Annotated in this window: 20 protein-coding genes; 9 read left to right on the top strand and 11 right to left on the bottom strand. The window is 71.1% G+C overall.

Going from position 1 to position 22,405, the window contains the following annotated elements; genetic code table 11:
* The first annotated feature begins 5 nt into the window (after positions 1-5).
* Positions 6-596 (top strand): hypothetical protein, encoded by a 591-nt coding sequence (locus tag ACFWTE_RS03070; RefSeq protein ID WP_378777425.1) that lies wholly within the window; start codon positions 6-8, stop codon positions 594-596.
* 247 nt (positions 597-843) lie between these two features.
* Here the strand turns inward: ACFWTE_RS03070 and ACFWTE_RS03065 are convergent, their stop codons facing one another.
* The gene (locus tag ACFWTE_RS03065; RefSeq protein ID WP_378777423.1) at positions 844-1,002 is read right to left on the bottom strand and encodes a hypothetical protein; all 159 of its coding nucleotides are present in this window, start codon (positions 1,000-1,002) and stop codon (positions 844-846) included.
* Positions 1,003-1,273: 271 nt separating this feature from the next.
* Here ACFWTE_RS03065 and ACFWTE_RS03060 point away from each other — a divergent pair, with 271 nt between their 5' ends.
* From ACFWTE_RS03060 to ACFWTE_RS03050, 3 genes are all read left to right on the top strand, one after another.
* A complete protein-coding gene (locus ACFWTE_RS03060) occupies positions 1,274-1,609 on the top strand; it encodes a PadR family transcriptional regulator (protein ID WP_378777421.1) in 336 nt (111 codons plus the stop codon).
* Positions 1,610-1,612: 3 nt separating this feature from the next.
* Positions 1,613-2,167, top strand: a complete 555-nt coding sequence (locus ACFWTE_RS03055) for a hypothetical protein (RefSeq protein WP_378777419.1) — start codon at positions 1,613-1,615, stop codon at positions 2,165-2,167.
* A gap of 432 nt (positions 2,168-2,599) precedes the next feature.
* Entirely contained in the window at positions 2,600-3,589 is a 990-nt protein-coding gene (locus ACFWTE_RS03050; RefSeq protein WP_378777417.1) for an aminoglycoside phosphotransferase family protein, read from the top strand.
* 113 nt (positions 3,590-3,702) lie between these two features.
* Here the strand turns inward: ACFWTE_RS03050 and ACFWTE_RS03045 are convergent, their stop codons facing one another.
* The 3 genes from ACFWTE_RS03045 to ACFWTE_RS03035 form a co-directional block, all read right to left on the bottom strand.
* The gene (locus tag ACFWTE_RS03045; RefSeq protein ID WP_378777415.1) at positions 3,703-5,601 is read right to left on the bottom strand and encodes a S9 family peptidase; all 1,899 of its coding nucleotides are present in this window, start codon (positions 5,599-5,601) and stop codon (positions 3,703-3,705) included.
* A gap of 94 nt (positions 5,602-5,695) precedes the next feature.
* Complete coding sequence (locus tag ACFWTE_RS03040; protein ID WP_378777413.1) at positions 5,696-6,397, bottom strand: metal-dependent transcriptional regulator; 702 nt, start codon at positions 6,395-6,397, stop codon at positions 5,696-5,698.
* Between the two features lie 213 nt (positions 6,398-6,610).
* Entirely contained in the window at positions 6,611-7,213 is a 603-nt protein-coding gene (locus ACFWTE_RS03035; protein ID WP_378777411.1) for a TetR family transcriptional regulator C-terminal domain-containing protein, read from the bottom strand.
* 92 nt (positions 7,214-7,305) lie between these two features.
* On the opposite strand from ACFWTE_RS03035, the gene ACFWTE_RS03030 reads away from it, so the two are divergent.
* On the top strand, positions 7,306-8,088 hold the full coding sequence (locus tag ACFWTE_RS03030) for an MBL fold metallo-hydrolase (RefSeq protein ID WP_378777409.1): 783 nt from the start codon (positions 7,306-7,308) through the stop codon (positions 8,086-8,088).
* Between the two features lie 134 nt (positions 8,089-8,222).
* Here ACFWTE_RS03030 and ACFWTE_RS03025 read toward each other — a convergent pair whose 3' ends face one another.
* Positions 8,223-9,296 carry an alkene reductase gene (locus tag ACFWTE_RS03025; protein ID WP_378777407.1) on the bottom strand — a complete coding sequence of 358 codons (1,074 nt, stop codon included), beginning with the start codon at positions 9,294-9,296 and terminating at the stop codon, positions 8,223-8,225.
* A gap of 211 nt (positions 9,297-9,507) precedes the next feature.
* On the opposite strand from ACFWTE_RS03025, the gene ACFWTE_RS03020 reads away from it, so the two are divergent.
* Positions 9,508-10,020, top strand: coding sequence for a MarR family winged helix-turn-helix transcriptional regulator (locus ACFWTE_RS03020; protein ID WP_378777405.1), 513 nt, complete (start codon positions 9,508-9,510; stop codon positions 10,018-10,020).
* 423 nt (positions 10,021-10,443) lie between these two features.
* Here the strand turns inward: ACFWTE_RS03020 and helR are convergent, their stop codons facing one another.
* From helR to ACFWTE_RS03005, 3 genes are all read right to left on the bottom strand, one after another.
* A complete protein-coding gene (gene helR, locus ACFWTE_RS03015) occupies positions 10,444-12,594 on the bottom strand; it encodes an RNA polymerase recycling motor ATPase HelR (RefSeq protein WP_378777559.1) in 2,151 nt (716 codons plus the stop codon).
* Between the two features lie 162 nt (positions 12,595-12,756).
* Entirely contained in the window at positions 12,757-13,371 is a 615-nt protein-coding gene (locus ACFWTE_RS03010; protein ID WP_378777403.1) for a DUF4291 domain-containing protein, read from the bottom strand.
* Between the two features lie 85 nt (positions 13,372-13,456).
* Positions 13,457-14,845 (bottom strand): serine hydrolase domain-containing protein, encoded by a 1,389-nt coding sequence (locus ACFWTE_RS03005; protein ID WP_378777401.1) that lies wholly within the window; start codon positions 14,843-14,845, stop codon positions 13,457-13,459.
* A gap of 126 nt (positions 14,846-14,971) precedes the next feature.
* On the opposite strand from ACFWTE_RS03005, the gene ACFWTE_RS03000 reads away from it, so the two are divergent.
* Positions 14,972-15,715: a TetR/AcrR family transcriptional regulator gene (locus ACFWTE_RS03000; protein ID WP_378777399.1), complete on the top strand. Its 744-nt coding sequence runs from the start codon at positions 14,972-14,974 to the stop codon at positions 15,713-15,715.
* A 55-nt stretch (positions 15,716-15,770) separates the two neighbouring features.
* Here ACFWTE_RS03000 and ACFWTE_RS02995 read toward each other — a convergent pair whose 3' ends face one another.
* Positions 15,771-16,745: a GntR family transcriptional regulator gene (locus tag ACFWTE_RS02995; RefSeq protein ID WP_378777397.1), complete on the bottom strand. Its 975-nt coding sequence runs from the start codon at positions 16,743-16,745 to the stop codon at positions 15,771-15,773.
* Positions 16,746-17,012: 267 nt separating this feature from the next.
* On the opposite strand from ACFWTE_RS02995, the gene ACFWTE_RS02990 reads away from it, so the two are divergent.
* On the top strand, positions 17,013-18,185 hold the full coding sequence (locus ACFWTE_RS02990; protein ID WP_378777395.1) for a DUF418 domain-containing protein: 1,173 nt from the start codon (positions 17,013-17,015) through the stop codon (positions 18,183-18,185).
* A gap of 27 nt (positions 18,186-18,212) precedes the next feature.
* Here the strand turns inward: ACFWTE_RS02990 and pabB are convergent, their stop codons facing one another.
* Positions 18,213-20,288 (bottom strand): aminodeoxychorismate synthase component I, encoded by a 2,076-nt coding sequence (pabB, locus tag ACFWTE_RS02985; RefSeq protein WP_378777393.1) that lies wholly within the window; start codon positions 20,286-20,288, stop codon positions 18,213-18,215.
* Positions 20,289-20,575: 287 nt separating this feature from the next.
* On the opposite strand from pabB, the gene ACFWTE_RS02980 reads away from it, so the two are divergent.
* A complete protein-coding gene (locus tag ACFWTE_RS02980; protein WP_378777392.1) occupies positions 20,576-20,824 on the top strand; it encodes an SHOCT domain-containing protein in 249 nt (82 codons plus the stop codon).
* 33 nt (positions 20,825-20,857) lie between these two features.
* Here the strand turns inward: ACFWTE_RS02980 and ACFWTE_RS02975 are convergent, their stop codons facing one another.
* Entirely contained in the window at positions 20,858-22,285 is a 1,428-nt protein-coding gene (locus ACFWTE_RS02975) for a sugar porter family MFS transporter (protein ID WP_378777390.1), read from the bottom strand.
* Positions 22,286-22,405 lie beyond the last annotated feature (120 nt).

Below are 22,405 nucleotides of genomic sequence, written 5' to 3'. Positions count from 1 at the left end.
TCGCCATGAGTTACGCCCTGATGACATATGTGGTCGACCTCGACACACTGCACAGCTCCATCGGGTCGAAGGACGACAAGCTGCGCCGGATGATCGGCGGCCGGTTCAAACAGCACCTGGCGCACTTCGACTCCCAGTTCGACCACACCGACGGTCCCTCCATCCGCGACGCGATCCGCGCGGTCATCGAGGGTGGCCCCTTCGACGAGCGGCACGGAGCCGTGTACGGCTACGCCTACAAGTGGATCTGCGAGTTCCACGGCCGTGCCCTGCACAACGGCGACTTCTCCCCGATGAGGGCCGGATGGCTGGAGACGGTGGACGAGGGACTGTCCGAGTTGGGCGTGACCGCTGTCGGCGTCGCGGAGTTCGGCTACGGCCGGGCGCCCTCACCGGTTCCGGCACCCGACTTTTTGCCGTGCTACGGCGAGTGGAGCCTCGCCGAGTGCCAGAAGGCCCTCGAACAGTGGGAGGCCGTCACCGGCGAGCGCAGGGCCGCCCTGGATTCCTCTGTCCTTGAGGCAGCCGAGTCGTGCATGGACTGGTGCAGGTCCGCTGTCGCGGTCGGACGGGGCGTCGCCGGGTTCTTCCACTGACCAGTGGTCGGGCCGCTTTCCAAACCCTGACGGAGGCCGGCGCCGACCTCGACGGGCCGAGCCTGCGCGACGCGGGGAACGGCCGGGCGGCGCCAGCCGGGGCGGCGTGAGTTTCCCGGCCGGACGGGAGAGGGCCCGCAGACGACGACGGGCCCCGGGCAACGAGACCGAGTTCCAGTGGTCGTTGCCCGGGGCCCTTTCCGTGCCCGGACCGGGCTGCGCGGTGGAAGGATCCACCGCGGGCCGGTCAGCCCTCGCTGGGCCCGATCCACGGGGGGAGGTCCCGGTACGGCCACCGCCGCCGAACAGCGTCCTCGGGGGCGAGGTCGCTGTCATTGGTGTGCGCACTCGCGCTCTCGGTGCGCGCGGCCTCCGCCAGGGGGTCGTTCTCGGATTCGTTGTTCACGCAGGTCCTTGCGGTTGTTTCCGGTATGGCACTGCGCAGGGTGCCACGGCCGCGGGCCCGCTGTCCGAGGAATTCCGAAACTGTCCCACTCCTCGGTTTCCCACTTCCGACAATCGGGATTCCGGGGGTGTGAGCGGGCAGGGCCAGCTTGGGTGCCAGGTGTTGTCGACCTCGTTCGTCCTGTTGGCGGGGGCTCGCGTCGAGAGATGGACGGCGCCCACCAAGATATGGCCCTGGACTGGATATGTCGTCTAGTGATATATATCCGTGTATGAAGTTGAGAGAGCAGAGCTATCTCGTCCTGCTGGCGTTGGCCGAGGGGCCGTTGCACGGATACGGCATCATCACCTCGGTGCGCGGACTGTCGGAGAACAGGGTCAGCCTCGGTGCGGGCACCCTGTACGGGGCCCTGGACCGCCTGGCCGGCCAGGGGTTGGTCGAGGCCTCGGGCGAGGAGGTGGTCAACGGGCGCAACCGCCGCTACTACAGGCTCACCGGTGAGGGGCATGCGACCCTGGTCGCCGAGACCGAGCGCATGGCCAGGCTCGCCGAGATCGCTCACCGCCTGCTCAACCCGGGCCTCCGTCCCCAGCCGGGAGGAATGTGACCGATGGACGCTTACGAACAGCAGTTGAGGCGGGCGCTGCGCTGGTACCCGCGCCACTACCGCGAGAGCCGCGGCGAGGAGATCGTGGCCACCGCACTGGAACTGCGCAGGCCCGGCGCGGTCGAGGTGGACCCCGCCGAACTGCGGGGGCTCGCCCTGGCGGGTGTGCGCACCCGTGTGGGAGAGAGGCCGCCGCTGTGGGTGTGGGCCGGGTACCGGCTGTTCGGCGCGCGTGTCCCCTACCGCTACCGGATGTGGGCCCGTGACGACGCAACCGGGCGCTGGTTCACGGTGCGCAGGTTCGCCTGGGGCCTGGTGGCGCTCGCGGCCGTGGTGGGAGCGTGTACTCCACTGGCGGTGGCGGGCGCACTGGTCGCGGGTGTGGACCCGTGGGGCATGGAGTACACGATGGGGTTGGTGCCCAAGGCGGTGGAGACGCTGCTGATGGCGGGAGCCCTGTGGTCGGGCCTGTGGGTCGCGGCGCAGTTCGTGGTCCGGCTCGACCGGGGATCGGTCCTGGCCCGGCACGGTTTCGGTGCGGACACCGAGGGGTCCTAGGCCGTGTTCCGCGGATCATTCCGGGCTCGCAACCGCCAGGCTGCCTCTCGCTGCGCCGACCACGCTTGGACAGCCAGACCCGGGCTGACCTGCGCTACTCGTCTTGCGAGAGATTGCCTGGAGGCCGCTCGCGGCGATCGGCGCAAGCGCCGAATCAACCGAAAGCATCCACGGAACACGCCCTAGAACCCCCGGTCGCCGCACGGAACAGCCTGACCGAGGAGAACATGGGACCGGGCCCCGCCAATTCGCCTGGCGGGGTCCGGTGGGACTGGGAGGGTGCGGGCGGAGGACCCCTGACCGTGCGGGCGATGTTCGAGTGCCCATGAGCCACCGGCACCCGCCCACGACCAGCAGGCGGAGTCCCTGGACCGCACCTGCGCACCGCGTGACGACGGCCGTCCCCGCCCCGGAAGCTGGAATGATCGAGCCGTGAACGATTTCATGACTCCCCAACAGACCGCCCGCCGCGCTTCCGCCGCCGTCGACGCGGCTGTCGGGGCGGGCCGCGACCTCGGACTCACCGTGACCGACGCGACGGTGCTCCACGACCTGTTCTCCGTCGTCGTCCACCTCGCCCCCTCCCCGGTCGTGGCCCGGATTCCCGTCGTCCTGCCGCACGCGTCGGGCCTCGACTCCGTCGCCCACCGCCAGCGCGCGGAACTGGACGTGGCACGGTGGCTGGCGGACCGGGGAACCCCCGTGATCCCTCCCAGCCCTCTCGTGCCACGGGAACCCGTCCAGCGCGACGGGCACTCGATGACGTTCTGGGAGTTCGTCGAGGAGGACCGGGGCAAGGAGCCCGACTACGCGGCGAACGCCGAGATCGTCGCCGACCTGCACGCCGCGATGCGCGGCTACCCGGGCCGGCTGTCGTTCCTGTCCGCGGCCGAGCCGCAGTCCCTCGCCGCTGACCTCGCCCTGCTCGGAGAACGCCCCGACCTCATCGATCCGACCGACCTGGATCGCGCACGCCGCGAGTGGGCGGTCCTCGAACCCCTCGTACGCTCACGAACGGCGTTCGAGCAGGCGTTCCCGGGCATCGACCTCCAGCCCGTCCACGGCGACTCCCCGCCCGCGAACATCTTCTCCGGGGTGGCCGGGGACCTCTACTCCGACTTCGAGCTGGTCACGTTGGGCCCTGTCGAGTGGGACCTGGCCGCTCTCGGACCAGAGCTCGAATCCGCCTACGATCGCGGCGCACGGCGCAATGGTATGAGGGCGTTGGACAAGGACGTCCTGGCCTTCGTGAACGCCGTGGGGATGCTGCGGGCCGTCACCACCCTCACGCTCGCACCACAACTGCCCGTGTTGGTGGACTACCTGACACCGGCCGTCGACCAGTGGCGGACGATGCCCTTCGCCGGGGGCCTGGACCTCCCGGACGAGGCAGCCCGGGGGCGCCGTGGGGCGGCGTCCTGAACCCGGCGATGCCGCGACGACGCGGCGAAGCCCCGAACCCGGTGTCGGGCCGCTGACCGGATGTGGTCGCGGCCCGGGTCCGGGGCCGATCGGCGAGTAGCGCCCCCGCGGGATCAGGCGCCGCCGGCGCGCCCGCCGAGGTGCCGGGAGAGGAAGCGCTCGGCCGCGCGGTACAGGTCGATCTGGTTCTCCGGGTTGAGGAAGCCGTGCCCCTCGTCCTCCTTGAGCATGTACTCGACGTCGACACCGCGCTCGCGCAGCGCCGCGACGATGTTGTCGGACTCGGCCTGCACGACACGGGTGTCGTTGGCGCCCTGGGCGACCATCAGCGGGGTGGTGATGTCGTCCACGCGGGAGATCGGCGAGCGGGCCAGCATGTCGGCCTCCTGCTCCGGGACGTCGGGGTCGCCGACGTAGCGGAACCAGTTGTTCTTCAGGCTGGACCTGGCGAACTCGGGTACGGTGCGCATGAAGTTCGCCAGGTTGGAGATACCGACGACGTCCACGGCCGCGGCGAACCGGTCCGGCGTGAAGGTGACCCCCACGAGCGCCGAGTAGCCGCCGTAGGAGCCCCCGAAGATCCCGACCCGGTCGGGGTCGGCGTAGCCCCGGGCCACCGCCCAGTCGGCGGCGTCGACGAGGTCGTCGTGCATCTTCCCCGAGAACTCACCGATGGCGGCCTTCATGTGGGCCCTGCCGTAGCCGGTGGATCCCCGGAAGTTGACCTGCAGCACCGCGTACCCCCGGTTGGCCAGCAGTTGCACGGCCGGGTCGAAACCCCACGCGTCGCGGAACCACGGTCCGCCGTGCACCAGCAGGACCAGCGGCAGCCCCGTCGGCTCGACACCGACGGGGAGCGTCAGGTAGGAGGGCAGCTCCAGCCCGTCCCGGGCGGGGATCGTGACCGGCCGCATCGGGGCCAGCGACTCCGGGTCCAGGCGGGGGTAGGGACGGAACAGCAGCCGCGACTCCCCGGTGGCGTGGTCGTAGAACCAGGTCGCACCCGGATCGCGGTCGTGCGTGAACGAGACGACCCACCGCTGTCCGCTGTCGTCCGAGGACAGGTGGCCGGGGGTGCCGTCCGAGAGTGCCTCCACCTCCTTCAACACCGCGGCGAAGTCCGCGTCCAGCGGGCGGATCACCTGCTTCTCACCCATGTAGCGGGCACCGAGCAGTTTCCCGGTCCGTCGGCTGCGGATCAGCGGCGACCCGGCCTGGGCGACCGAGCGGCGTGTGCCGTCGAGGTCGAAGACCGGGTGGCTGTCGACCTCGGTCTCCTCGCCGGTGGCCAGGTCGATCCGGGCCAGCCGCATCCGGTCGCCCCCGGTGAAGGAACCGACCCAGATCCCGGTCCCGTCGGTGGTGAGTTCGATCGGGAAGAGGCCCAGCGGGTGGTCATCTCCGTCGAACACCGCGATCGGGTCCGGGTCGCCGCCGTTCCAGCGGGACAGCACGATGGCGCCGTCGTCGGCCATGGTGAGGGAGAGGGGTTCGCGTTCGGGGGTGAGCAGCCAGTCCAGGACCCGGCCCGGGTTCTCCGCGAGCACGGTGAGCGCGCCGGAGGCGATGTCGAGCTCGACCAGGTCCATCTCGTCGGCCTTGCGGTGGTTGATCTGCATCAGCACTGTTCCGGGCCGTCCGTGCGGCTGCTTGTGGGACAGTACCCGCGCTCCCGGGAACGGCGTCAGGTCGACGGCGGACGCTTCCGGATCGTCCAGGTCGACCCGGAAGAGGTGGTGGTTCTCGTCGCCGCCGCTGTCCTGGGCGTAGATCAGCCAGCGCGCGTCGTGGGCCCACTCGTAGCGCAGCACGCTGCGGGTCTGGTCGGCGGTCACGCAGCGCGGCTCGCCGTCGGGGCCTCCGGAGGGGGCGAGGTCCTGCACCCAGACGTTGAGTCGGTTCCTCCACGGCGCCAGGTAGGCGATCCGGTTGCCGTCCGGCGAGATGGACGCGCCGGAGCGCTCGGGTGAGCCGATCAGGTCCTCGACCGGGATGAGGCCGGGCTGTGCCATCGGGTGTCCTTCCGTCGTCCTTGTGCGGCAGTAGGACCAGGAAAAACGATGCCGTCGCGGCACACTCAACAGCGAGTGGTAGTGGCCTGCGTCACTAGCCCTTGCTGTCGGGGCTGATCCACAGCGCCTCGGCGGCCACCAGCCCGAGGGCCTGGGCGCGCTCGGGAGCTCCCTCACCGGGGCGCACGGCGATCTGGAGGGACCCGGCGAAGGGCTGGCGCTCGACCACCTCCACGTTCATCCCGATGCCGATCTCGATGTCGGCCAGGTAGCGGAGCAGGTCGGGGTCGGTGTCGTTGACCCGCACGATGACGCCGCTGACACCCTCGTCGGCGTTGGCCAGCAGCACCGACTCGCGCTCGACGATGTGTCCTTCGCGGGTGGGGATGGGGTCGCCGTGCGGGTCGACCACGGGATTGCCCAGATGCGCGGCGATGCGGTCGACGAACTTGTCCGACACGACGTGTTCGAGGATCTCCGCCTCGTCGTGGACCTCGTCCCACGAGTAGCCCAGTTCCGCGACCAGGTACGTCTCCAGCAACCGGTGCCGGCGCAGTACCGACAGGGCGGCCTTGGTCCCGGCCTCGGTGAGGCCGACCGCGCCGTAGCGCTGGTGCTCCACGAGGCCGAGTTCGGTGAGCTTGCGCAGCATCCCCGAGACCGAGGAGTTGGACACCGACAGGCGTTCGGCCATCCCGGAGATCGTCACCGGGCCGGTGCCGCGCTCCTGTAGGTCGTAGATGACCTTCACGTAGTCCTCAGCCGACGTGGACGGTCGTGTCGGTGTGTTCCCCATGGCCGCAACCGTATCGCGGACCGCCCGCGGGCAACGATTTCCGCACCTGCCCCGTGGAGGGTGCCGGTACGGCACGCGACCCGCCTCAGCCGGGGCAGTACTGACCGGTCGCCCCCAGTGCCGGACGTCCGCGCGAGACGATCCGCGTGCCGTTGGTCAAGGGTCAGGCCGACAACGCCCTCGCGCGGGCGCGGGTTGGGGCGGGGTGGGCGGTCAGGACTGGTCCAGGGCCCGTTCGATCGCGCGGCGGGCCCGGCCCGCGGCCGTCCGATCGTGCTGGAGCTGCATGGCCGCGTTCAGCGCGAGCCCGGCGGCGACGATCTCGAACAGTGCCTGGTCGATCTCGAACCCGGCGGGCAGCTCGCCGTTCTCCACCGCTGTGGCCAGGTCCGCCCGTAGCTGTTCCCGCCAGCGCGACCACACCTCTGCCACCGCGTCGCGGACCCGGCCAGGGCGGCCGTCGTACTCGGTGATCGCCGCGGTCATCAGGCAGCCGCCGGGCAGTAGCGGCGCTTCCAGGTAGCCCACGGAGTTGGCGCACACCGCGCGCAGCCGCCGCAGACCCGGCGGTTCGGCCAGTGCGGGCTCGACCACCCGGTGCCAGAAGTCCACGAACGCCTTGTCCAGCGTGGAGATCTGCAGTGTCTCCTTGCTGCCGAAGTGCTTGTGCACCCCGGACTTGCTCATCGCCAGCTCCTCGGCGAGCCGGCCGATGGTGATGCCCTCCAGCCCTTCCTCGGAGGCGATCTCGGCGGCACGGCCGAGGATCCGGCCCCTGGTGGCCTGCGCTTCGGCCGCTGAGCGTCGTGGTGACATGCGACGAGGATAGCGTACGCGCGTTCGCTATTGATTTAACGAACGACCGTACGCTAAGTTCTGTGGCGACCACCGGGACGAAGGAGTGCGAGATGCGGGTACGACGACTGGGCTGGGCCGGACTGGAGATCGAGGCAGGCGGCGAACGACTGGTGATCGACCACGTGCGAGACCTCTCGCCGCTGTTCACGGGGTGGAAGCCCGGCGAGGGGTTGGCGGTACCGGACGGGAAGGCCACCGCCGCACTGGTCACCCACCTGCACCGGGACCACACCGACGCGTCCGCGCTCGCGGAGGCGCTGGCACCGGGGGCTCCGGTGCTGCGACCGGCGCCCGGTCACGGCGACGACGTGGACAACGTGACGACACTGCCGGCCGAGCACGAGCTGGTCCTGCACCGGCTGGCCACCGAGGTCGTGGATGCCTGGTCCACCCGCGAGGTCGGGCCGTTCCGCGTCACCGCGGTCCCCTCCGTCGACGGGCTGGGCGACCCGCAGCTGAACTGGGTGGTGCAGGCCGACGGGCAGCGGGTCTTCCACGGCGGCGACACGATGTTCCACGGCTACTGGTGGCTCATCGCGCGCCGGTTCAGCCCGTTCGACGCGGTGTTCCTGCCCGCCAACGGCGCGGTGGTCGACGCACCGCACCTGCAGCCGCCGAGCCCGCTGCCCGCCGCGATGGACCCGAGGCAGGCCGCCGCAGCCGCGGAGATCCTCGACGCCCGGTTCGCAGTGCCGATGCACTACGAGGCGGAGCAGCCGGACAAGATCGCGGGCTACGTCGAGGTCTGCGACCCGGAGAGGGAGTTCCGCACGCACGCCGGACGGCGCGCACGCGTGCTGGCCGTCGGGGAGTGGCTGGACCTGGCCACATGATCGGAACGCCGTGCCAACGGCCCAGACAGGGGTGTTGGCGAAGAGCGTGTCACCAGGCGCCACGGTGTGCCGCCGGGCCCCGGCCGGACCTACGGACACGGTGAGGGGGCCGGGGCCTTGCGCTCCTGCGATGGTCAGCCCAGCGCCGGGTAGTCGGTGTACCCGCGCGCGTCACCGCCGTAGAAGGTGGCCCGATCCGGCTGGTTGAGCGGCTCTCCCGCGGCCAGGCGTGCCGGAAGGTCGGGGTTGGCCAGGAAGAGCGCACCGTAGGAGACCAGGTCCGCGGTGCCGTCCCGCACCAGGTCGAGCCCGTTCGCGCCGGTCGGGACGTCGGAGCCGGTGCCGGGGTTGAGGAGGAACGTGTTCGGCCACGCCGTGCGCAACCGCGTGGTGAGTTCCCGGTCGGCCTTCTCCACCAGGTGCAGGTAGCCCAGGTCCAGCCCGGCCAGCGCGGTCACCAGCGGCACGTAGGTGCCGGCCAGGTCCGCGTCATCGGTGACGTCGTTGAACCTTCCGCCGGGCGAGAGGCGGACGCCGGTGCGGTGGGAGCCGACGGCCGAGGCCACCGCCCGGGCGACCTCCACGGTGAGCCTGATCCGGTTCTCCACGGAGCCGCCCCACCGGTCCGAGCGGCGGTTGGCGTTCACCGCCAGGAACTGGTGGAGCAGGTAGCCGTTGGCACCGTGGACCTCGACCCCGTCGAAACCCGCGGCGATCGCGTTGCGCGCCGCGTCGGCGAAGTCCTGGATCGTCCGGAGGATGTCCGCTTCGGTCAGTTCCCGCGGGGTGACGAACTCCAACATCCCCTCGTGGGTGAACACCCGCCCCTCGGCCCTGACCGCCGACGGTCCGACCGGCACCAGCCCGTCGGGCAGCAGGGCCGGGTGGCCGATCCTGCCGGTGTGCATCAGCTGGGCGAAGATCACCCCGCCCTCGGCGTGGACGGCGTCGGTGACCGCTCTCCACGCCTGGACCTGTTCGGCCGAGTGCAGCCCCGGAGTGTTCGGGTAACCCTGTCCGACGGCCGAGGGCTGGGTGCCCTCGGTGATGATCAGGCCCGCGCTCGCGCGCTGGGCGTAGTACTCGGCGGTCAGCGCCGTCGGAATCCGCTCCGGTTCCTGCGCGCGGCTACGCGTCATGGGCGCCATCACGATCCGGTTCCCCAGTTTCGTTCCGGCCAGATCGTAGGCATCGAACGCCGTGGTCATGTCCTTCTCGCCTCTCCTGCCGCAGAGCCGGGGGCATCCCGTTCCGCAGCGCTTGTTGTCCGGCCCAGTAGAACACTGCTAAAGGCAGGTTATTCCCACGTATGCCCTGCTGAGACGGGGAATCTGTGGTGGTACGGCAGAGTTGCATCACTACATGGCCGAGCAAGTAAATTCCGCTGTGGAGGCCGCACGTCCGAGTGAGAGGGGCATCATGTGCACCACACCCGCAGGGCGTTCCGACGAGCGTGCTCCCTCCCCCCTGCCCTCGACCGCTGAGCGGCTGGGCCCGGTCGGCCACGGGATCGTGCGTGTGGCCCGGCTGCACCGCATGCTCGCAGGTCAGCTGCTGCGCCGTCTCGGACTGCATCCCGCGCAGGAGCTGGTCATGATGCAGCTGTGGGAGCTCGGGCCGCAGAGGCTGAGCGACCTCGCGCGGCTCCTCGGCACGGACGCCGCGACCATGACCCGTACCGTCCAGCGGCTCGAACAGGGCGGGTTCGCCAAACGCACGCCCAGCCCGACCGACAAGCGCGTCACCATCGTCGAGGCCACCACCGCCAGCCAGGGCCTGCGGGCCGAGGTGGAGCGGGTGTGGGAGGAGCTCGAACAGGGTCTCACCCACGACCTCCACGGGGCCGAGCGCGACGGGGTCCTGGCCGTCCTGGACCGTATGGAGCAGAACCTGGAGGAGACCATCGACCGGGTCCGCTCCCCACAGGTGTGAACCGCAGAAGCACCGGCCCCGGCGCGCGGGTGGCTGCGCCCAGGGGAAAGGGTGGTGTCCACGGTTCTCCACCCTGTCCTGGTCTGTCACGACACCGATGCCGACACCTGTCCCGGGGCCGGGTCGGACCGTCGGCGGTCGAAGCAGGTGGTGGACGACCACGGCGGGTCCGCCCCCTGCCGCCCGACTGCCGATCCGGGCCCACCCGCCGATCAGGAGGGCTGAGCGGCCCCGCCCTCCCGCGGCTTCCGGCCTTGGAGACGGTCGGATACGGCTTCCGCCGTGTGCGGCTCCGCTAGCATCGCGCAGATGACGGCCCCCTCCCGCGCTTGGGTTCTAGTGGTGGTCGCAACACCCTGACTTCGGGGAGGTTGCGGCCACCGTGGAGCGCCTGTCGGGAACGGCCGACGCGGTCGTCCTGTGTCAGGAGCTCGTGAGGATCACCAACTGCTGGGTCGCCCGTGTCATCGCGACGTAGCGGTCGACCGCCCCCTCGACCCCGTCGCCGAACCCCTCCGGGTCGACGAGGACGACCAGGTCGAACTCCAGCCCCTTGGCCAGCTCCGGGGTCAGCGACCTGACGCGCGACGTCGCCCGGAACGCGGGGGCGCCGATGACGCAGGCGATCCCCTCCGCGTTCTCGTCGAGCCAGGCGTCGAGCACCGGGTCCAGGTCCGCAGCGGGTCCGTGGACGACGGGGACACCGCCGCGGCGGATGGAGGTCGGCACGTTGGCGTCCGGGAGCACGGACCGGATGACCGGCTCGGCCTCCGCCATGACCTCTTCCGGTGTCCGGTAGTTGATGCTCAGGGAGGCCAGGTCGACCCGGTCGAGCCCGACCCGTTCGAGCCGCTCCCGCCACGGTTCCGTGAATCCGTGCCTGGCCTGGGCCCGGTCCCCGACGATGGTGAAGCTGCGGGACGGGCAGCGGAGCAGCAGCATGTGCCACTCCGCGTCGGTGAGTTCCTGGGCCTCGTCCACGACGATGTGCGCGAACGGCCCCGCGAGCAGGTCCGGGGTGGCGTCGGGCAGTGCGGCCTCGTCGACCAGGCTGTCCTGGAGGTCCCGTCCGTGCAGCATCGTCACGATGCCCTCGCCGTCGTCGTCGGCCGCGAGCAGGTTGTCGATGACACCGGACATGCGCTCGCGTTCGGCGGCCGCGGAGGCGTCGTGCCTGCGCCTGCGCCGGGACGCCTCCGGGTCGCCGAGCCGCTGACGTGCCGTGTCCAGGAGCGGCAGGTCGGACACCGTCCAGGCCTGGGCGTCCTCCCGCTGGAGCTTGCGGACGTCCTGGGGGGCGAGCCAGGGTGCGCACAGGCGCAGGTAGGCGGGGACCGACCACAGGTCCCCGACGAGGTCGGTCGCCTCGATCAGCGGCCACGCGCGGTGCAGGGTCGTGATCAGCTCCGTGTCCCGCAGCAGCGACCTGCGGACGAGCTCGGGCGGGACGTCGTCGTCACCGTGCTTGTCGACCAGGATCGTGAGCAGTTCGTCCAGGATCAACTCGCGTGCCTCGTTGTGCGGGGTGCCCGGACCGGGAGCCGAGAACGCCTCGGCCCAGTCGTCGGCGCCCAGCCAGACGTCGGACCAGTCCGTGGAGACCGTCATCCCCCCGGTGGGCGGCTTCTCGTAGAACCTGGCCGCCGCGTCGATCGCCTTCACCAGGTTCGCGGACGATTTGAGGCGGGCCACCTCCGGGTCCTCCTCGACCGGCGCCGAGGCTCCCTCGGGGACGAGGTCCCGCAGGGTGCAGATCTGCACACCCTCCTCTCCGAGGCTGGGCAGGACGTCGGCGACGTAGGCCAGGTAGGGCTGGTGCGGGCCGACGAACAGCACACCGCCCCGACGGTGGCCCAGACGCGGGTCGGAGTACAGCAGGTGGGCGGTGCGGTGCAGCGCGACGACGGTCTTCCCCGTGCCCGGTCCACCGTCGACGACGAGGGCACCGCGGGATCCCGCCCGGATGATGGCGTCCTGGTCGGCCTGAATGGTGCCGAGCACGTCCCGCATCCGGGCCGACCGGTTGCTGCCCAGGCTGGCGATGAAGGCGGACTGGTCGTCGAGGGCTGCGTGTCCCTCGAACCCGTCGGCGGTGAACACCTCGTCCCAGTAGTCGCTGATCCGGCCGCGGGTCCAGCGGTACCTGCGGCGGCTCGTCAGCCCCATCGGGGTGGCGTGGGTGGCCGCGAAGAACGGTTCGGCCGCGGGGGATCGCCAGTCGAGCAGCAGCCGGCGCCCCGCGTCGTCGGTGAGGCCGAGCCGTCCTATGTAGACGGGTTCGGCTGCGTCCTCGCCGACGATGTGTCCGAGACACAGGTCGAGTCCGAAGCGGCGCAGGGCGCGCAGGCGGGCCTCCGTCCGGTGGATTTCCAGGTCCCGGTCCAGGACCTCGCGGCCCTTGCCCACGGGCGCGCTGCGCCTGGCGTCGAGGCGGGCGGACAGGTCGGAGATCGACTGTTCGAGGCTCTGCGCGATGGACGCGAAGTGTCGTTCGTCGTCGGCGATCAGTGCCGGGTCGGTCTTGGCGGCGAGGTGCTCGGGGAGGTCGAAAGCGCTGGTGGTGAGGCTGTTCACGCCGTCTCCCCTGTCGTTGGTACTGGTCACGGACGACGATTCTGCAGCACGACCGGGGTCTTGCCGCAAGCCCCCCGGTGCGCTATAAGTTGAGAGTGGAGAGGAGTTCCCAGAACCCTCTCCTTTTTCGTGCTCCAAGGGCGGAGACCCCGCCGGACCCCCTCAGGCCTCGGCCGGCGCACGCAGGTGGTCCAGCGCATCCGGCGGGAGCGGGTAGGGGCGCTCGTCGGGGAGCAGGCGGCAGGCAGCCGCCGCGTCACCGTCCCGGACCAGGGCGTGCACCCGGTGGGCCAGTGGTGTGACGTCCGTGATGGACACGGTCCACTCGTCGGCGTAGCGTCGTGAGGCCTCCCCGGACAGCCCAAGCTGGAGGGAGCGGTGTCCCAGCGGGGCCAGGTGCAGGTCGCGTTCGGGGTCCCACTGCACGCGGGCGGACGACTCCCCCAGCCGCTGCCGCCAGGCCCGCCGGTCGGTGTGCACGTCCGGATCGAAGTGCGACAGGCACGCGTCCGCCAGTGCCCGCTCGAAGCCCTCGCGGCTGATCTCCACCGCCAGGACGGTCTCCTGGTCCTTCTTGAGCCCCCACCCGCAGCGGTACATCATCCACAGGAACGACGGCTTGATCCAGGTCATGCGCTCCCTCTTCCATGAAGAGGGGAAGCGGCCCTCACGGGAGGCGGGCAGCCCGATGGAGGGTGTGTAGGCCTGGTAGACGGTGACGGTGGTGTCGGTGTGCAGTGCGCGGATCTGGTGTCGCGGCACGTCGGGGACGTTCATGACCGACCAGGGTGGTGCCCCGGCCACAGCCGGGGCAACGGGTTTTCGGCCGGGGCGTGCTCCCGTGGCCCGGTGCCCCGGGTTCTCAGGCGACCTTGGGCGTGGCCCGCATGCCGACGTAGGCGCACGGGGTGCCGTCGGCCAGCGTCGCGAAGACCACCGGCATCCATTCCCCACCGAACGGGGAGCCGCCGCTCGACGCCGCGTACACGGTCTCCGTCGCCGTCACCGCGACCGGCACCAGGTCCGCCACCAACGGTGGGGAGAAGTGGCTCATGCCGTCCACGAACTCGTAGACCATGTGCAGTCCGCGCCCGCTCGCGGTGACGGTGACGACGACGCCCGGGCGGCGGTAGGTGCCGGTGAAGGGAGCCGGGTCCACGGTGGGCGGCTGCTCCGGAGGGGCGAACCGGTCGGGCATGCGCACGTCGGCCAGCGCGGCCAGCAGTTCGCGGAACAGGTCGGCGTAGAGGGCCCGCGCCCCGCCCCCGTTGGTCACCAGGGCGATGGCCACCCCGGCGCCGGGCACCACGCGCAGGTAGGAGTACTGGCCCGTGGCGGCGCCGTCGTGCCCGAAGCCCGGTACGCCGTCCCAGTCGTACAGGGTCCAGCCCAGACCCCACCCGTCGGAGTCCGCGGACCACTTGTCGGGGGTGTCCGCCTGCTTCTCGCGCATGGCCTCCACCGTGCGCGGGGTCAGGACGCGGGTCCCGTCCGCTGCCGTGCCACCCGCCAGGTGTGCGCGTGCCAGGCCCACCACGTCGGCGGCGGTGGCCATGACCATGGCCCCGGGACTGGAGGAGCGCGTCATGAGGTCCCAGGCCGGTGCCGGTTCGGGGTCCGGCCCGGCCCCTTCCACGTGTCCCATCGCGGTGCGAAAGCGCAGGGCCTCCTCCGGCAGGGTCATGGTGTGCTCCAGGCCGAGCGGGGTCAGCACCCGGTCCCTGAGCGCCTGGTCCCAGGTCCGGCCGGTCAGGACCTCGATGGCGCGTCCGAGCACGCTGAACCCGCTGGTGCTGTAGGAGTGGGTGCTTCCGGGCGGGCAGTCCAGCTCCTCCTCGGCGCACGCCTCGACGAAGCGGGCCAGGCAGTCGTCGCCCCGACCGGTGTCGACCACGAGGTCACAGCTGAGGCCGCTGGTGTGGGAGAGCAGGTGGCGCGGGGTGATGACCTGGGCCGCGCGCTCGTCGGGGAGGGCGAAGCCGGGCAGGACGTCCCTCACCGGGGCGTCCAGGTCCAGGAGGCCCTCCTCGGCGAGGGTCATCGCCAGGGTGGCGGTGTAGACCTTGGCGACCGAGCCGAGCTGGAACACCGCGTCGGTGGTGGCCTCCACACCGGTCCCCCGGTGCAGGATCCCGGTGGCCAGCTCGTGGACGGTGTCGTCGGCGAGTACGGCCAGGACCGCCCCGGGGACGCGGTGGGCCGCACTGAGCGTGTCGAGTCGGCCCTGCCAGTGGGAGGCGTCGAAGTCCATGGTGTGATCCTCTTTGCGTACGGTGTTCTCTAGTTGCGAACACTGTACGCAAGAGGTGGTTCATGCGCACGGCGAACGCTGTCCGCTAGTCTGCGGCCCCGAGAGACGGCGATCGGAGGAGGCTTCGTGGCAGGTCAGGACAGCGCGGTTCCGTCGGTGTGGACCAGGCGGCACAAAGCCAGGGAGCAGCCCGCACTCAGCCGGGACCGGATCGTGGCCGAGGCACTCCGGCTGCTGGACGAGGAGGGCAACGACGCCCTGAGCATGCGGGCCCTGGGAACCCGGCTCGACGCCGGAGCCACATCGCTCTACCGGCACGTGGCCAACAAGGACGAGCTGATCGAGCTGGTCGTGGACGAGGTCTACGGTGAGCTGCCGGTCCCCGCGGCCGACGGCCCCGCGGGGTGGAGGGCCGCGGTCGAGGGCAGCGCACGGGACCTGAGGGCAGCGGCCCTGCGGCACCCGTGGATGGTCTCGGTATTCGGCCAGGTCGGACTCTCGCGCCTCGGGCCGAACCTTGCGGGGGTGTCGGAGGGCATGCTCGGGGTGTTCGAGGCGGCGGGCTTCGGGGTGGAGGAGGCCGACCAGGCCATGAGCACCGTGACCGCCTACGTCATCGGCATGGTGACCAGCGAGGTCGCCTACCTGTCGGTGTTCGCCCGCAGCGGCCGCGGCGAGCGGGAGTGGAGGGAGGGCCTGGCCCCCGCCATGGAGGAGGCGCTACGGGACCACCCGCGGTTGCGCGCCGGACACCTCGCGCAGGAGGACAGGAGCCTGGAGGAGATCCGCGACACCGGCTTCGACTACGGACTCCAGCGCGTCCTGGACGGACTGGAGGCACGGCTCGGCCACCTCAGCGGCACCGGCTGAGGCCCCGGGCCGTGCCGGACGCCGACCAGCCCCACGCGGTGCTGCCCCTCCCGCCCTATCCGCTCCGCCCCTCGACCAGGGGGGCGAGTCCGTCCAGCAGGTGTTTCATGCCGAGCTCGAAGACGCCGTGCACGTCGGGCGGCCCCGAGATGCTGAACGTGAGCGGGTGCCGGCCCTGTTCGGCGATCCGGAGGAACTCCGGCCCCCTGGACCTCCACCAGTGTTCGGCGTCCATCCCGAACTCGTACTCCTCCACCACCACCTGTGTCGCCTGAAGGGCCATGCCGGAGGTGTAGGCGGACACGAAGGTGAGGATCGCCATGGCCTCGTCCGGTGAGCGCCCCTGGGCGGTGACCACCCTCATCATCCACTCGGCGTTCTCCACGAGCCGGGGGGACCGGACCGCCCCGGCGAGCATGGTCAGCCGAACGGCCCAGGGGTGCCTTCGGTAGATGCCCCACTCCGTCCGAAGGGCCAGTTCGAGGGCTTTCCTCCAGCCCCCGGGCGGCGGATCGGGCAGTGCGTGCTCGGTGTAGACCTGGTCGACCATCGCCGTCACCAGCGCGTCCTTGCTCGCGACGTGGCGGTACAGGGCCATGGTGCTCACCCCCAGCTGGGTGGCGACCCTGCGCATGGACAGACCGTCGATGCCCTCGGCGTCGGCGATGGTGATCGCGGCCCGGACGACGGCCTCCTGGGTCAGAGCTGGCTCGGAGGCAGCGCGGTGCTCTCTGCGCTCCGACGGCCGCGGGTGCTCCCGCCGCCCCCGTGACCCGCGCGGCTCCGGAGCCGGGTCGGGCGTGCCCCGCACGACGGTTCCCACCCCGCGCACCGCTTCGACCAGACCCTCCTGGCGCAGGGCCGCGAGTGCCTTGGTCGCGGTGGCCATGGCCACCCCCCACTCCCGGATGATCTCCCTGGTCGAGGGAACCCGGTCTCCCGGGCGCAGCTCCCCTGCGGCGATACGCGCGCGGATGTCGGCGACCACCCGCGCGTAGGGCGGCAGCTCCCGTTCCGCAGCCGTGGACATCCCCGACCCCCTTCGATTCTTCTCCGTTTTCCCAGAGTGTACTAGTGCACATTCGAGCGTGGAATGCCTCATGGGGGACGACGGTCCGGACCGACAAGCCCTCCGACACCTAGTGCACTAGTGCTTAAGGCGGAAGAAGCTCTTGAAAATAGGGGTTAATGTGGTCTCGAATCGATGCGTACTCTGTACGCATCGCGCGCCACCTAGAGGTGCACACCTCGGCGCGTACACCGTCTCCCAAAGCCCACGGCCCTTCTGGAGGCCACCATGTCCCACACATCCGCCCCCGGGCCCCGCACCGCGCCCGCACCGGACCGCCCGTTCCCGGTGGACCGCCGTTCCCTGGCCCCGGACCTGGCCCGCGGCGTCATGCTCCTGTTCATCGCGCTCGCCCACACACACCTGTTCACGGTGTTCATCGGCGGCCCCGAGAACATCGCCACCGCTGCGGACCAGATCACCGTCGCGGGCACGGTCATGCTCGTCGACCTGCGCAGCTACCCCATGTTCGCGGCCCTGTTCGGCTACGGCCTGGCCCAGATCCACCGCCGCCGCAGTGAGCAGGGACAAGCCTGGCCCCGAAGCCGCAACCTGCTCCGCCGGCGCGGCCTGTGGCTGATCGTCTTCGGGCTGGGGCACACGGTGCTGCTCTTCCCCGCGGACATCCTGGCCGTCTACGGCCTGGTGTCGCTGCTCATGGTGGGCGTGCTGCGACTGCGCGACCGGACCCTGGTGATCCTGGCTGCGGCCTGGCTCCCCCTGGCCGCCGTCGTCCACGCCCTGGTCACCACCGACAACGCCCTCACAGGCGGGGGCATGCCTTCGATGCCCGACGGGTTCGTCAACGAACTGCTCTTCCGCCTGACCCTGTTCTCGGTCCTGGTGGTGATCATGTTCGTCAGTACCCTCGTGCCGTTCCTGATCGGCGTCCTGGCGGCCCGGCACCGGATCCTGGAGCGGCCCCACGAGCACCTGCGGCTGTTGCGCGCCACAGCGTTCGTGGGCATCCCCCTGGCCGTGTCGGGCGGTCTCCCGCTGGCACTGGACAAGGCGGGGGTGTGGACCGACGCCACCCCCGGGGACGTCCTGGTCACCAGTGCCCTGCACCAGGTGAGCGGCTACGCGGGCGCTCTGGGTTACGCGGCGCTCATCGCCCTGGTCGCGGTCCGCTTCACCGGCCGGCAGGGACCGGTGACCAACGCCCTGGCCGCGCTCGGACAGCGCTCCATGACCTTCTACCTGGCCCAGTCGGTGGCATGGGCGGTGCTGTTCTCCTCCTACACGCTCGACGTGCACCTGACGTCACCCGCCATCGGGGTGGGGATCGCGGTGGCCGTGTGGCTGACCACGTTGCTGCTCGCCGACCTCATGCGCCGAAAGGGCATGCGCGGTCCGGCCGAGGTGGCCCTGCGCCGTCTCACCTACGGGCCGTCGAGCTGAAACGTCCGGGTGCGGTGGGGGCGGGGATCAGCGGCCGTGGGCGGGGACCGCGGCCTTGAGCAGCATCTCCTCGTACTCGGCCTCGGGGTCGGAGTCCAGCACGATCGCGCCTCCGGCCCCGATGGTCAGCTCACCGCCGGCGCTCACGGCGGTGCGGATGACGATGTTCAGGTCGGCCGTGCCGGTGTGCGAGAGGTAGCCCAGCGCACCGGAGTAGACACCGCGCGCCGAGGACTCCAACCGGTCGATGATCTCCATGGTGCGCACCTTGGGCGCGCCGGTCATCGACCCTCCGGGGAAGCAGGCGCGCACCGCGTCGACGGTGGACACGTCCGGGCGGAGCCGGCCCCGCACCGTGGACACCAGCTGGTGCACGGTCGCGTAGGACTCCGTGTACATGAACGCGGGCACCTCCACGCTGCCGACCTCGCACACCTTCCCCAGGTCGTTGCGGATCAGGTCGACGATCATCAGGTTCTCGGCCCGGGTCTTGGCCCCCGTGCGCAGCTCCTCGGCCACGCGGGTGTCGGTGGCCGGGTCGGGGTGGCGCGGAGCGGTGCCCTTGATCGGGCGGCTCTCCGCCGTGCGGTCCGCGTCCACCCGCAGGAAGCGCTCGGGTGAGGCGCTGAGGACGCTCACCCCGTCCAGACGCAGCAGGGCGGCGTAGGGGGCGGGGCTGGCGGCGCGCATCCGCCGGTAGAAGTCCAGCTCGTCGCCGGCGCTGGGCAGTCGGACCCGGTTGGTCAGGCAGATCTCGTAGCTCTCCCCCGCCGTGAGCTGTCCCAGGCACTCCTTCACGTCGGTGACGTAGCCCTCCTTCGGGCGGTCCAGCAGCGGGGCCAGGTCGGCCGTCGGCGCGGGGGAGGCGGGCGGGGAAAGCGGCGCGAGACCGTCCAGGGAGGCCAGGGTGTCGTCCAGCCAGGCGTCGCCGTCCGGAAGGTCGTCGGCGCAGACGGCGTAGGTGCGGTCGCGGAGGTGGTCGACGGCGACGAAGCGGTCGCAGCGCAGCCACACGGCGTCGGGGGTGGACGCCGTGTGCGCGGCGGTGCCCCCGGTGTCGGCCTTGCACTCGTAGCCCAGGTAGCCGACGTACCCTCCGGTGAAGTCGAAGGGCAGGCCGGCAGCGGCCTGCCCGGCGGGCGGAACGCTCTCTGCGCCGGGGCGGCCGATCCGGCGGTCGAGTGCGTCGAAGACGCTTCCGGGCTCGTTGTACTCGGTACCGTCGGCGTCGCGCACGCGGACGGGCCCGCCGACCCTGTAGCTGATGACCTCGCCGGTGGCGGCACCGAGGAAGGAGAAGCGGGCGGGCCCCTGGGGGCGGGAGCTGTCCAGCCAGAACGCGTGCCCGGCGTCCCCGTACAGGTGGGCGTAGGCGGCCTCGGTGTCGACCGCGCGGGGGAGTTCGCGGGTCCGCGGCGCCGTGTGCGTCCGGGGTCCCCGTCCTCCGGGTGCGGTCGGCGCGGCCTCCGGGGCGGTGTGCGGGGGTGCCGCCGTCGGCGTGTACCCCGGACGGGTCGCCCTCCCCCGCGCACGGGCCAGGTCCAGGAAGTTGGCGACCAGGGTCGAACCGGAGTCGCTGGCCACCGACTCCGGGTGGAACTGCACGCCCCAGCGGGGCAGACCGCGGTGTTCCAGGGCCATGACCACGTGGTCCTCCGCCCAGGCGGTCGCGACCAGGGGTGCGGGCAGGGGCGAGGGGACGGCCAGGGAGTGGTAGCGCACGGCGGTGAAGTCCTGCGGTAGGCCCGCGAAGAGGCCGCCGCCCGTGTGCCGGACCCGCGTCAGGTGGCCGTGGCGGGGCTGGGGGGCGGATACCACGTCGGCTCCGGCCAGGTGGGCGATGGCCTGGTGGCCCAGGCACACGCCCAGGACCGGCAGGCTCTCGTCCTCCAGGAGGCGGGGGACACGGCCCAGGTCGCGCGGGTTCTGGGGGCGCCCGGGTCCGGGTGAGATGACGACGGCGTCCATCGCCGACGCGTCGAAACCCTCCCAGCGGGGGTCGTCGTTGGTGAGGACCAGGGGAGACTCCCCGAGGACGCCGGCCAGCAGTTGGGCGAGGTTGTACGTGTAGGAGTCATGGTTGTCCACGAGGAGAACGCGCATTTCGCCCTTTCTGCCCGATTTTTAACACCTCAGGTTACGGCTCCTCCCCCGCGCTCCGCCCGGTCGGGGCAGTGGCCCTGAGGGCGGTGGGCCGCGGCCCGTGCCTTCCGGGCGGGCCGTCCGGCCTCCGGGCCGGGCTTGTGCCCCGGCGGGGAGGCGGGCTTCCTGAGCGGAGGGGCGAGGGCGTCCGTCCACAGCTGCGGAAGGGCTCTGGTGGCGGGGTACCGGGCCGGGTAGACAGGTAGTAGAGGTGGAAGGCGGCTCCTCCACCGGACAGGGAGTGGACGATGTCCTACGTGATGGCCATGGCCGTGATCCTCATCATGGCGGCGCTGGGCGTCCTCATCGCCGGGGCGGTGACCTCGGTGTCGGGCTCCGGGCGCCTGGACCACCCGCGTCCGGGACGGTGGCAGCAGTCCGCCGCGCCCGGACCCGGGGTCCTGGACGCGGCGGAGGAGGAACTCAGACTCAGATACGCGCGCGGTGAGATCGGTCGCGAGGAGTTCCTTCAGCGCAAGATCGACCTGGAGCGCTGACGGCCCACTGGGCCGGCGGGTGGGAGCGGCCGGTCAGCCGGTCATCTCCTCCAGGGTCTTGCCCCGGGTCTCCTTGACGTACTTCCACACGAGGAAGAACGACACCGCGGCGAAGAACGCGTACATCATGTACGCCCCGCTCAGGTTCCAGTCGCGCAGGCTCGGGAAAGTGACGGTGATCAGCCAGTTGGCCAGCCACTGGGTCGCGGTGGCCACACCCATCGCGGCCGCCCTGATGCGCAGCGGGAACATCTCCCCCAGCAGCACCCACACCACCACACCCCACGACAGGGCGAAGAACAGCACGAACAGGCTGGCCGCGATCAGCGCCACCACGCCCCACACGAACGGGAGGGAGACCTCCTCGCCGTCCACGACCGCGTTCGAGAAGGCGTAGGCGGCCAGGGCCAGCGCCACGGTCATACCCGCGGAACCCACCAGCAGCAGGGGTTTGCGGCCGATCCGGTCCACCAACAGGATCGCCACGAAGGTGCCCACGATGTTCACGACGGAGGTGAACAGGCTCAACAGCAGCGAATCGGACTCGGCCACGCCGACCGACTGCCACAGCGAGCTGGAGTAGTAGAAGATCACGTTGATGCCGACGAGCTGCTGGAACGCCGAGACCGCCATACCGATCCACACGATCGGCAGCAGGCCGTAGCGTCCGGTCAGGTCACGGAGCCGGGGCCGCGTCTCCGAGCCCAGTGCCTCGTGGATCTCCCCGACCCTCCGGTCCACCTGCTCGGTACCGCCGCCCTCGACCTCGGCCAGGATTCTGCGGGCACGGTCGACCCGTCCCACCCGTACCAGGTAGCGCGGGGACTCCGGGATGAGCAGGCTCAGCCCCAGGTACACCAGGGCCGGAACGATCTCGATGCCCAGCATCCACTGCCAGGCCTGGATCGGCCCCAGCATGTTCTGCGCGCTGCCGCCGGCCATCTGCGCGATCCCGAAGTTGACCAGTTGGGAGGCGGCGATGCCCAGGACGATCGCCAGTTGCTGCAGCGAGGCCAAACGGCCGCGGTAGGCGGCCGGAGAGACCTCCGCGATGTAGGTCGGGGCGATCACCGACGCCAGCCCGATGGCCGTGCCTCCCACGACGCGCCACACTGTCAGGTCCCACACCGTGAAGGGGAGCGCCGAGCCGACGGCGCTCATCGCGAACAGCACGCCCGCGACCTGCATGGCCCTGATGCGCCCGAACCGGTCGGCCAGACCGCCCGCCAGCGCGGCACCCAGCACACACCCCAGGAGCGCGGAGGCGACCGTGAAGCCGAGTGTGGCCGGTCCGACCTGGAACCGCTGCTGGATGGCTTCCACGGCCCCGTTGATGACCGAGCTGTCATAGCCGAACAGAAAACCGCCCATAGCCGCCGCCGCGGCGATCATCGTCACGTGGACGATGTTGCTTTCCTCCGAGGGCGACTGCCCCGCCCCGGACTGACTGGCTCCGCTCACGTCCACTTCCCCCAGCGCCATGTTGGTCGATAGCCCTCCAGGGTGAGCACACCACGGAGCCGAGGTCACGGACAAAACGCCCGCAGGCCAAAAAATGTCCGGAATTTGACACCCTCGGTA

The organism is Nocardiopsis sp. NPDC058631 (assembly GCF_042716955.1).
In the GTDB taxonomy this organism is placed as follows: domain Bacteria; phylum Actinomycetota; class Actinomycetes; order Streptosporangiales; family Streptosporangiaceae; genus Nocardiopsis.
This window is presented reverse-complemented; position numbering and strand designations above follow the sequence as displayed.

What these genes read in the sequence shown, in the direction of transcription:
- ACFWTE_RS03070 (WP_378777425.1), top strand. Translation starts at nt 6, where the DNA reads ATGAGTTACGCCCTGATGACATATGTGGTCGACCTCGACACACTGCAC.
- ACFWTE_RS03060 (WP_378777421.1), top strand. Translation starts at nt 1,274, where the DNA reads ATGAAGTTGAGAGAGCAGAGCTATCTCGTCCTGCTGGCGTTGGCCGAG.
- ACFWTE_RS03055 (WP_378777419.1), top strand. Translation starts at nt 1,613, where the DNA reads ATGGACGCTTACGAACAGCAGTTGAGGCGGGCGCTGCGCTGGTACCCG.
- ACFWTE_RS03045 (WP_378777415.1), bottom strand. Translation starts at nt 5,601, where the DNA reads ATGGCACAGCCCGGCCTCATCCCGGTCGAGGACCTGATCGGCTCACCC.
- ACFWTE_RS03040 (WP_378777413.1), bottom strand. Translation starts at nt 6,397, where the DNA reads ATGGGGAACACACCGACACGACCGTCCACGTCGGCTGAGGACTACGTG.
- ACFWTE_RS03035 (WP_378777411.1), bottom strand. Translation starts at nt 7,213, where the DNA reads ATGTCACCACGACGCTCAGCGGCCGAAGCGCAGGCCACCAGGGGCCGG.
- ACFWTE_RS03030 (WP_378777409.1), top strand. Translation starts at nt 7,306, where the DNA reads ATGCGGGTACGACGACTGGGCTGGGCCGGACTGGAGATCGAGGCAGGC.
- ACFWTE_RS03025 (WP_378777407.1), bottom strand. Translation starts at nt 9,296, where the DNA reads ATGACCACGGCGTTCGATGCCTACGATCTGGCCGGAACGAAACTGGGG.
- ACFWTE_RS03020 (WP_378777405.1), top strand. Translation starts at nt 9,508, where the DNA reads ATGTGCACCACACCCGCAGGGCGTTCCGACGAGCGTGCTCCCTCCCCC.
- ACFWTE_RS03010 (WP_378777403.1), bottom strand. Translation starts at nt 13,371, where the DNA reads ATGAACGTCCCCGACGTGCCGCGACACCAGATCCGCGCACTGCACACC.
- ACFWTE_RS03005 (WP_378777401.1), bottom strand. Translation starts at nt 14,845, where the DNA reads ATGGACTTCGACGCCTCCCACTGGCAGGGCCGACTCGACACGCTCAGT.
- ACFWTE_RS02995 (WP_378777397.1), bottom strand. Translation starts at nt 16,745, where the DNA reads ATGTCCACGGCTGCGGAACGGGAGCTGCCGCCCTACGCGCGGGTGGTC.
- ACFWTE_RS02990 (WP_378777395.1), top strand. Translation starts at nt 17,013, where the DNA reads ATGTCCCACACATCCGCCCCCGGGCCCCGCACCGCGCCCGCACCGGAC.
- pabB (WP_378777393.1), bottom strand. Translation starts at nt 20,288, where the DNA reads ATGCGCGTTCTCCTCGTGGACAACCATGACTCCTACACGTACAACCTC.
- ACFWTE_RS02980 (WP_378777392.1), top strand. Translation starts at nt 20,576, where the DNA reads ATGTCCTACGTGATGGCCATGGCCGTGATCCTCATCATGGCGGCGCTG.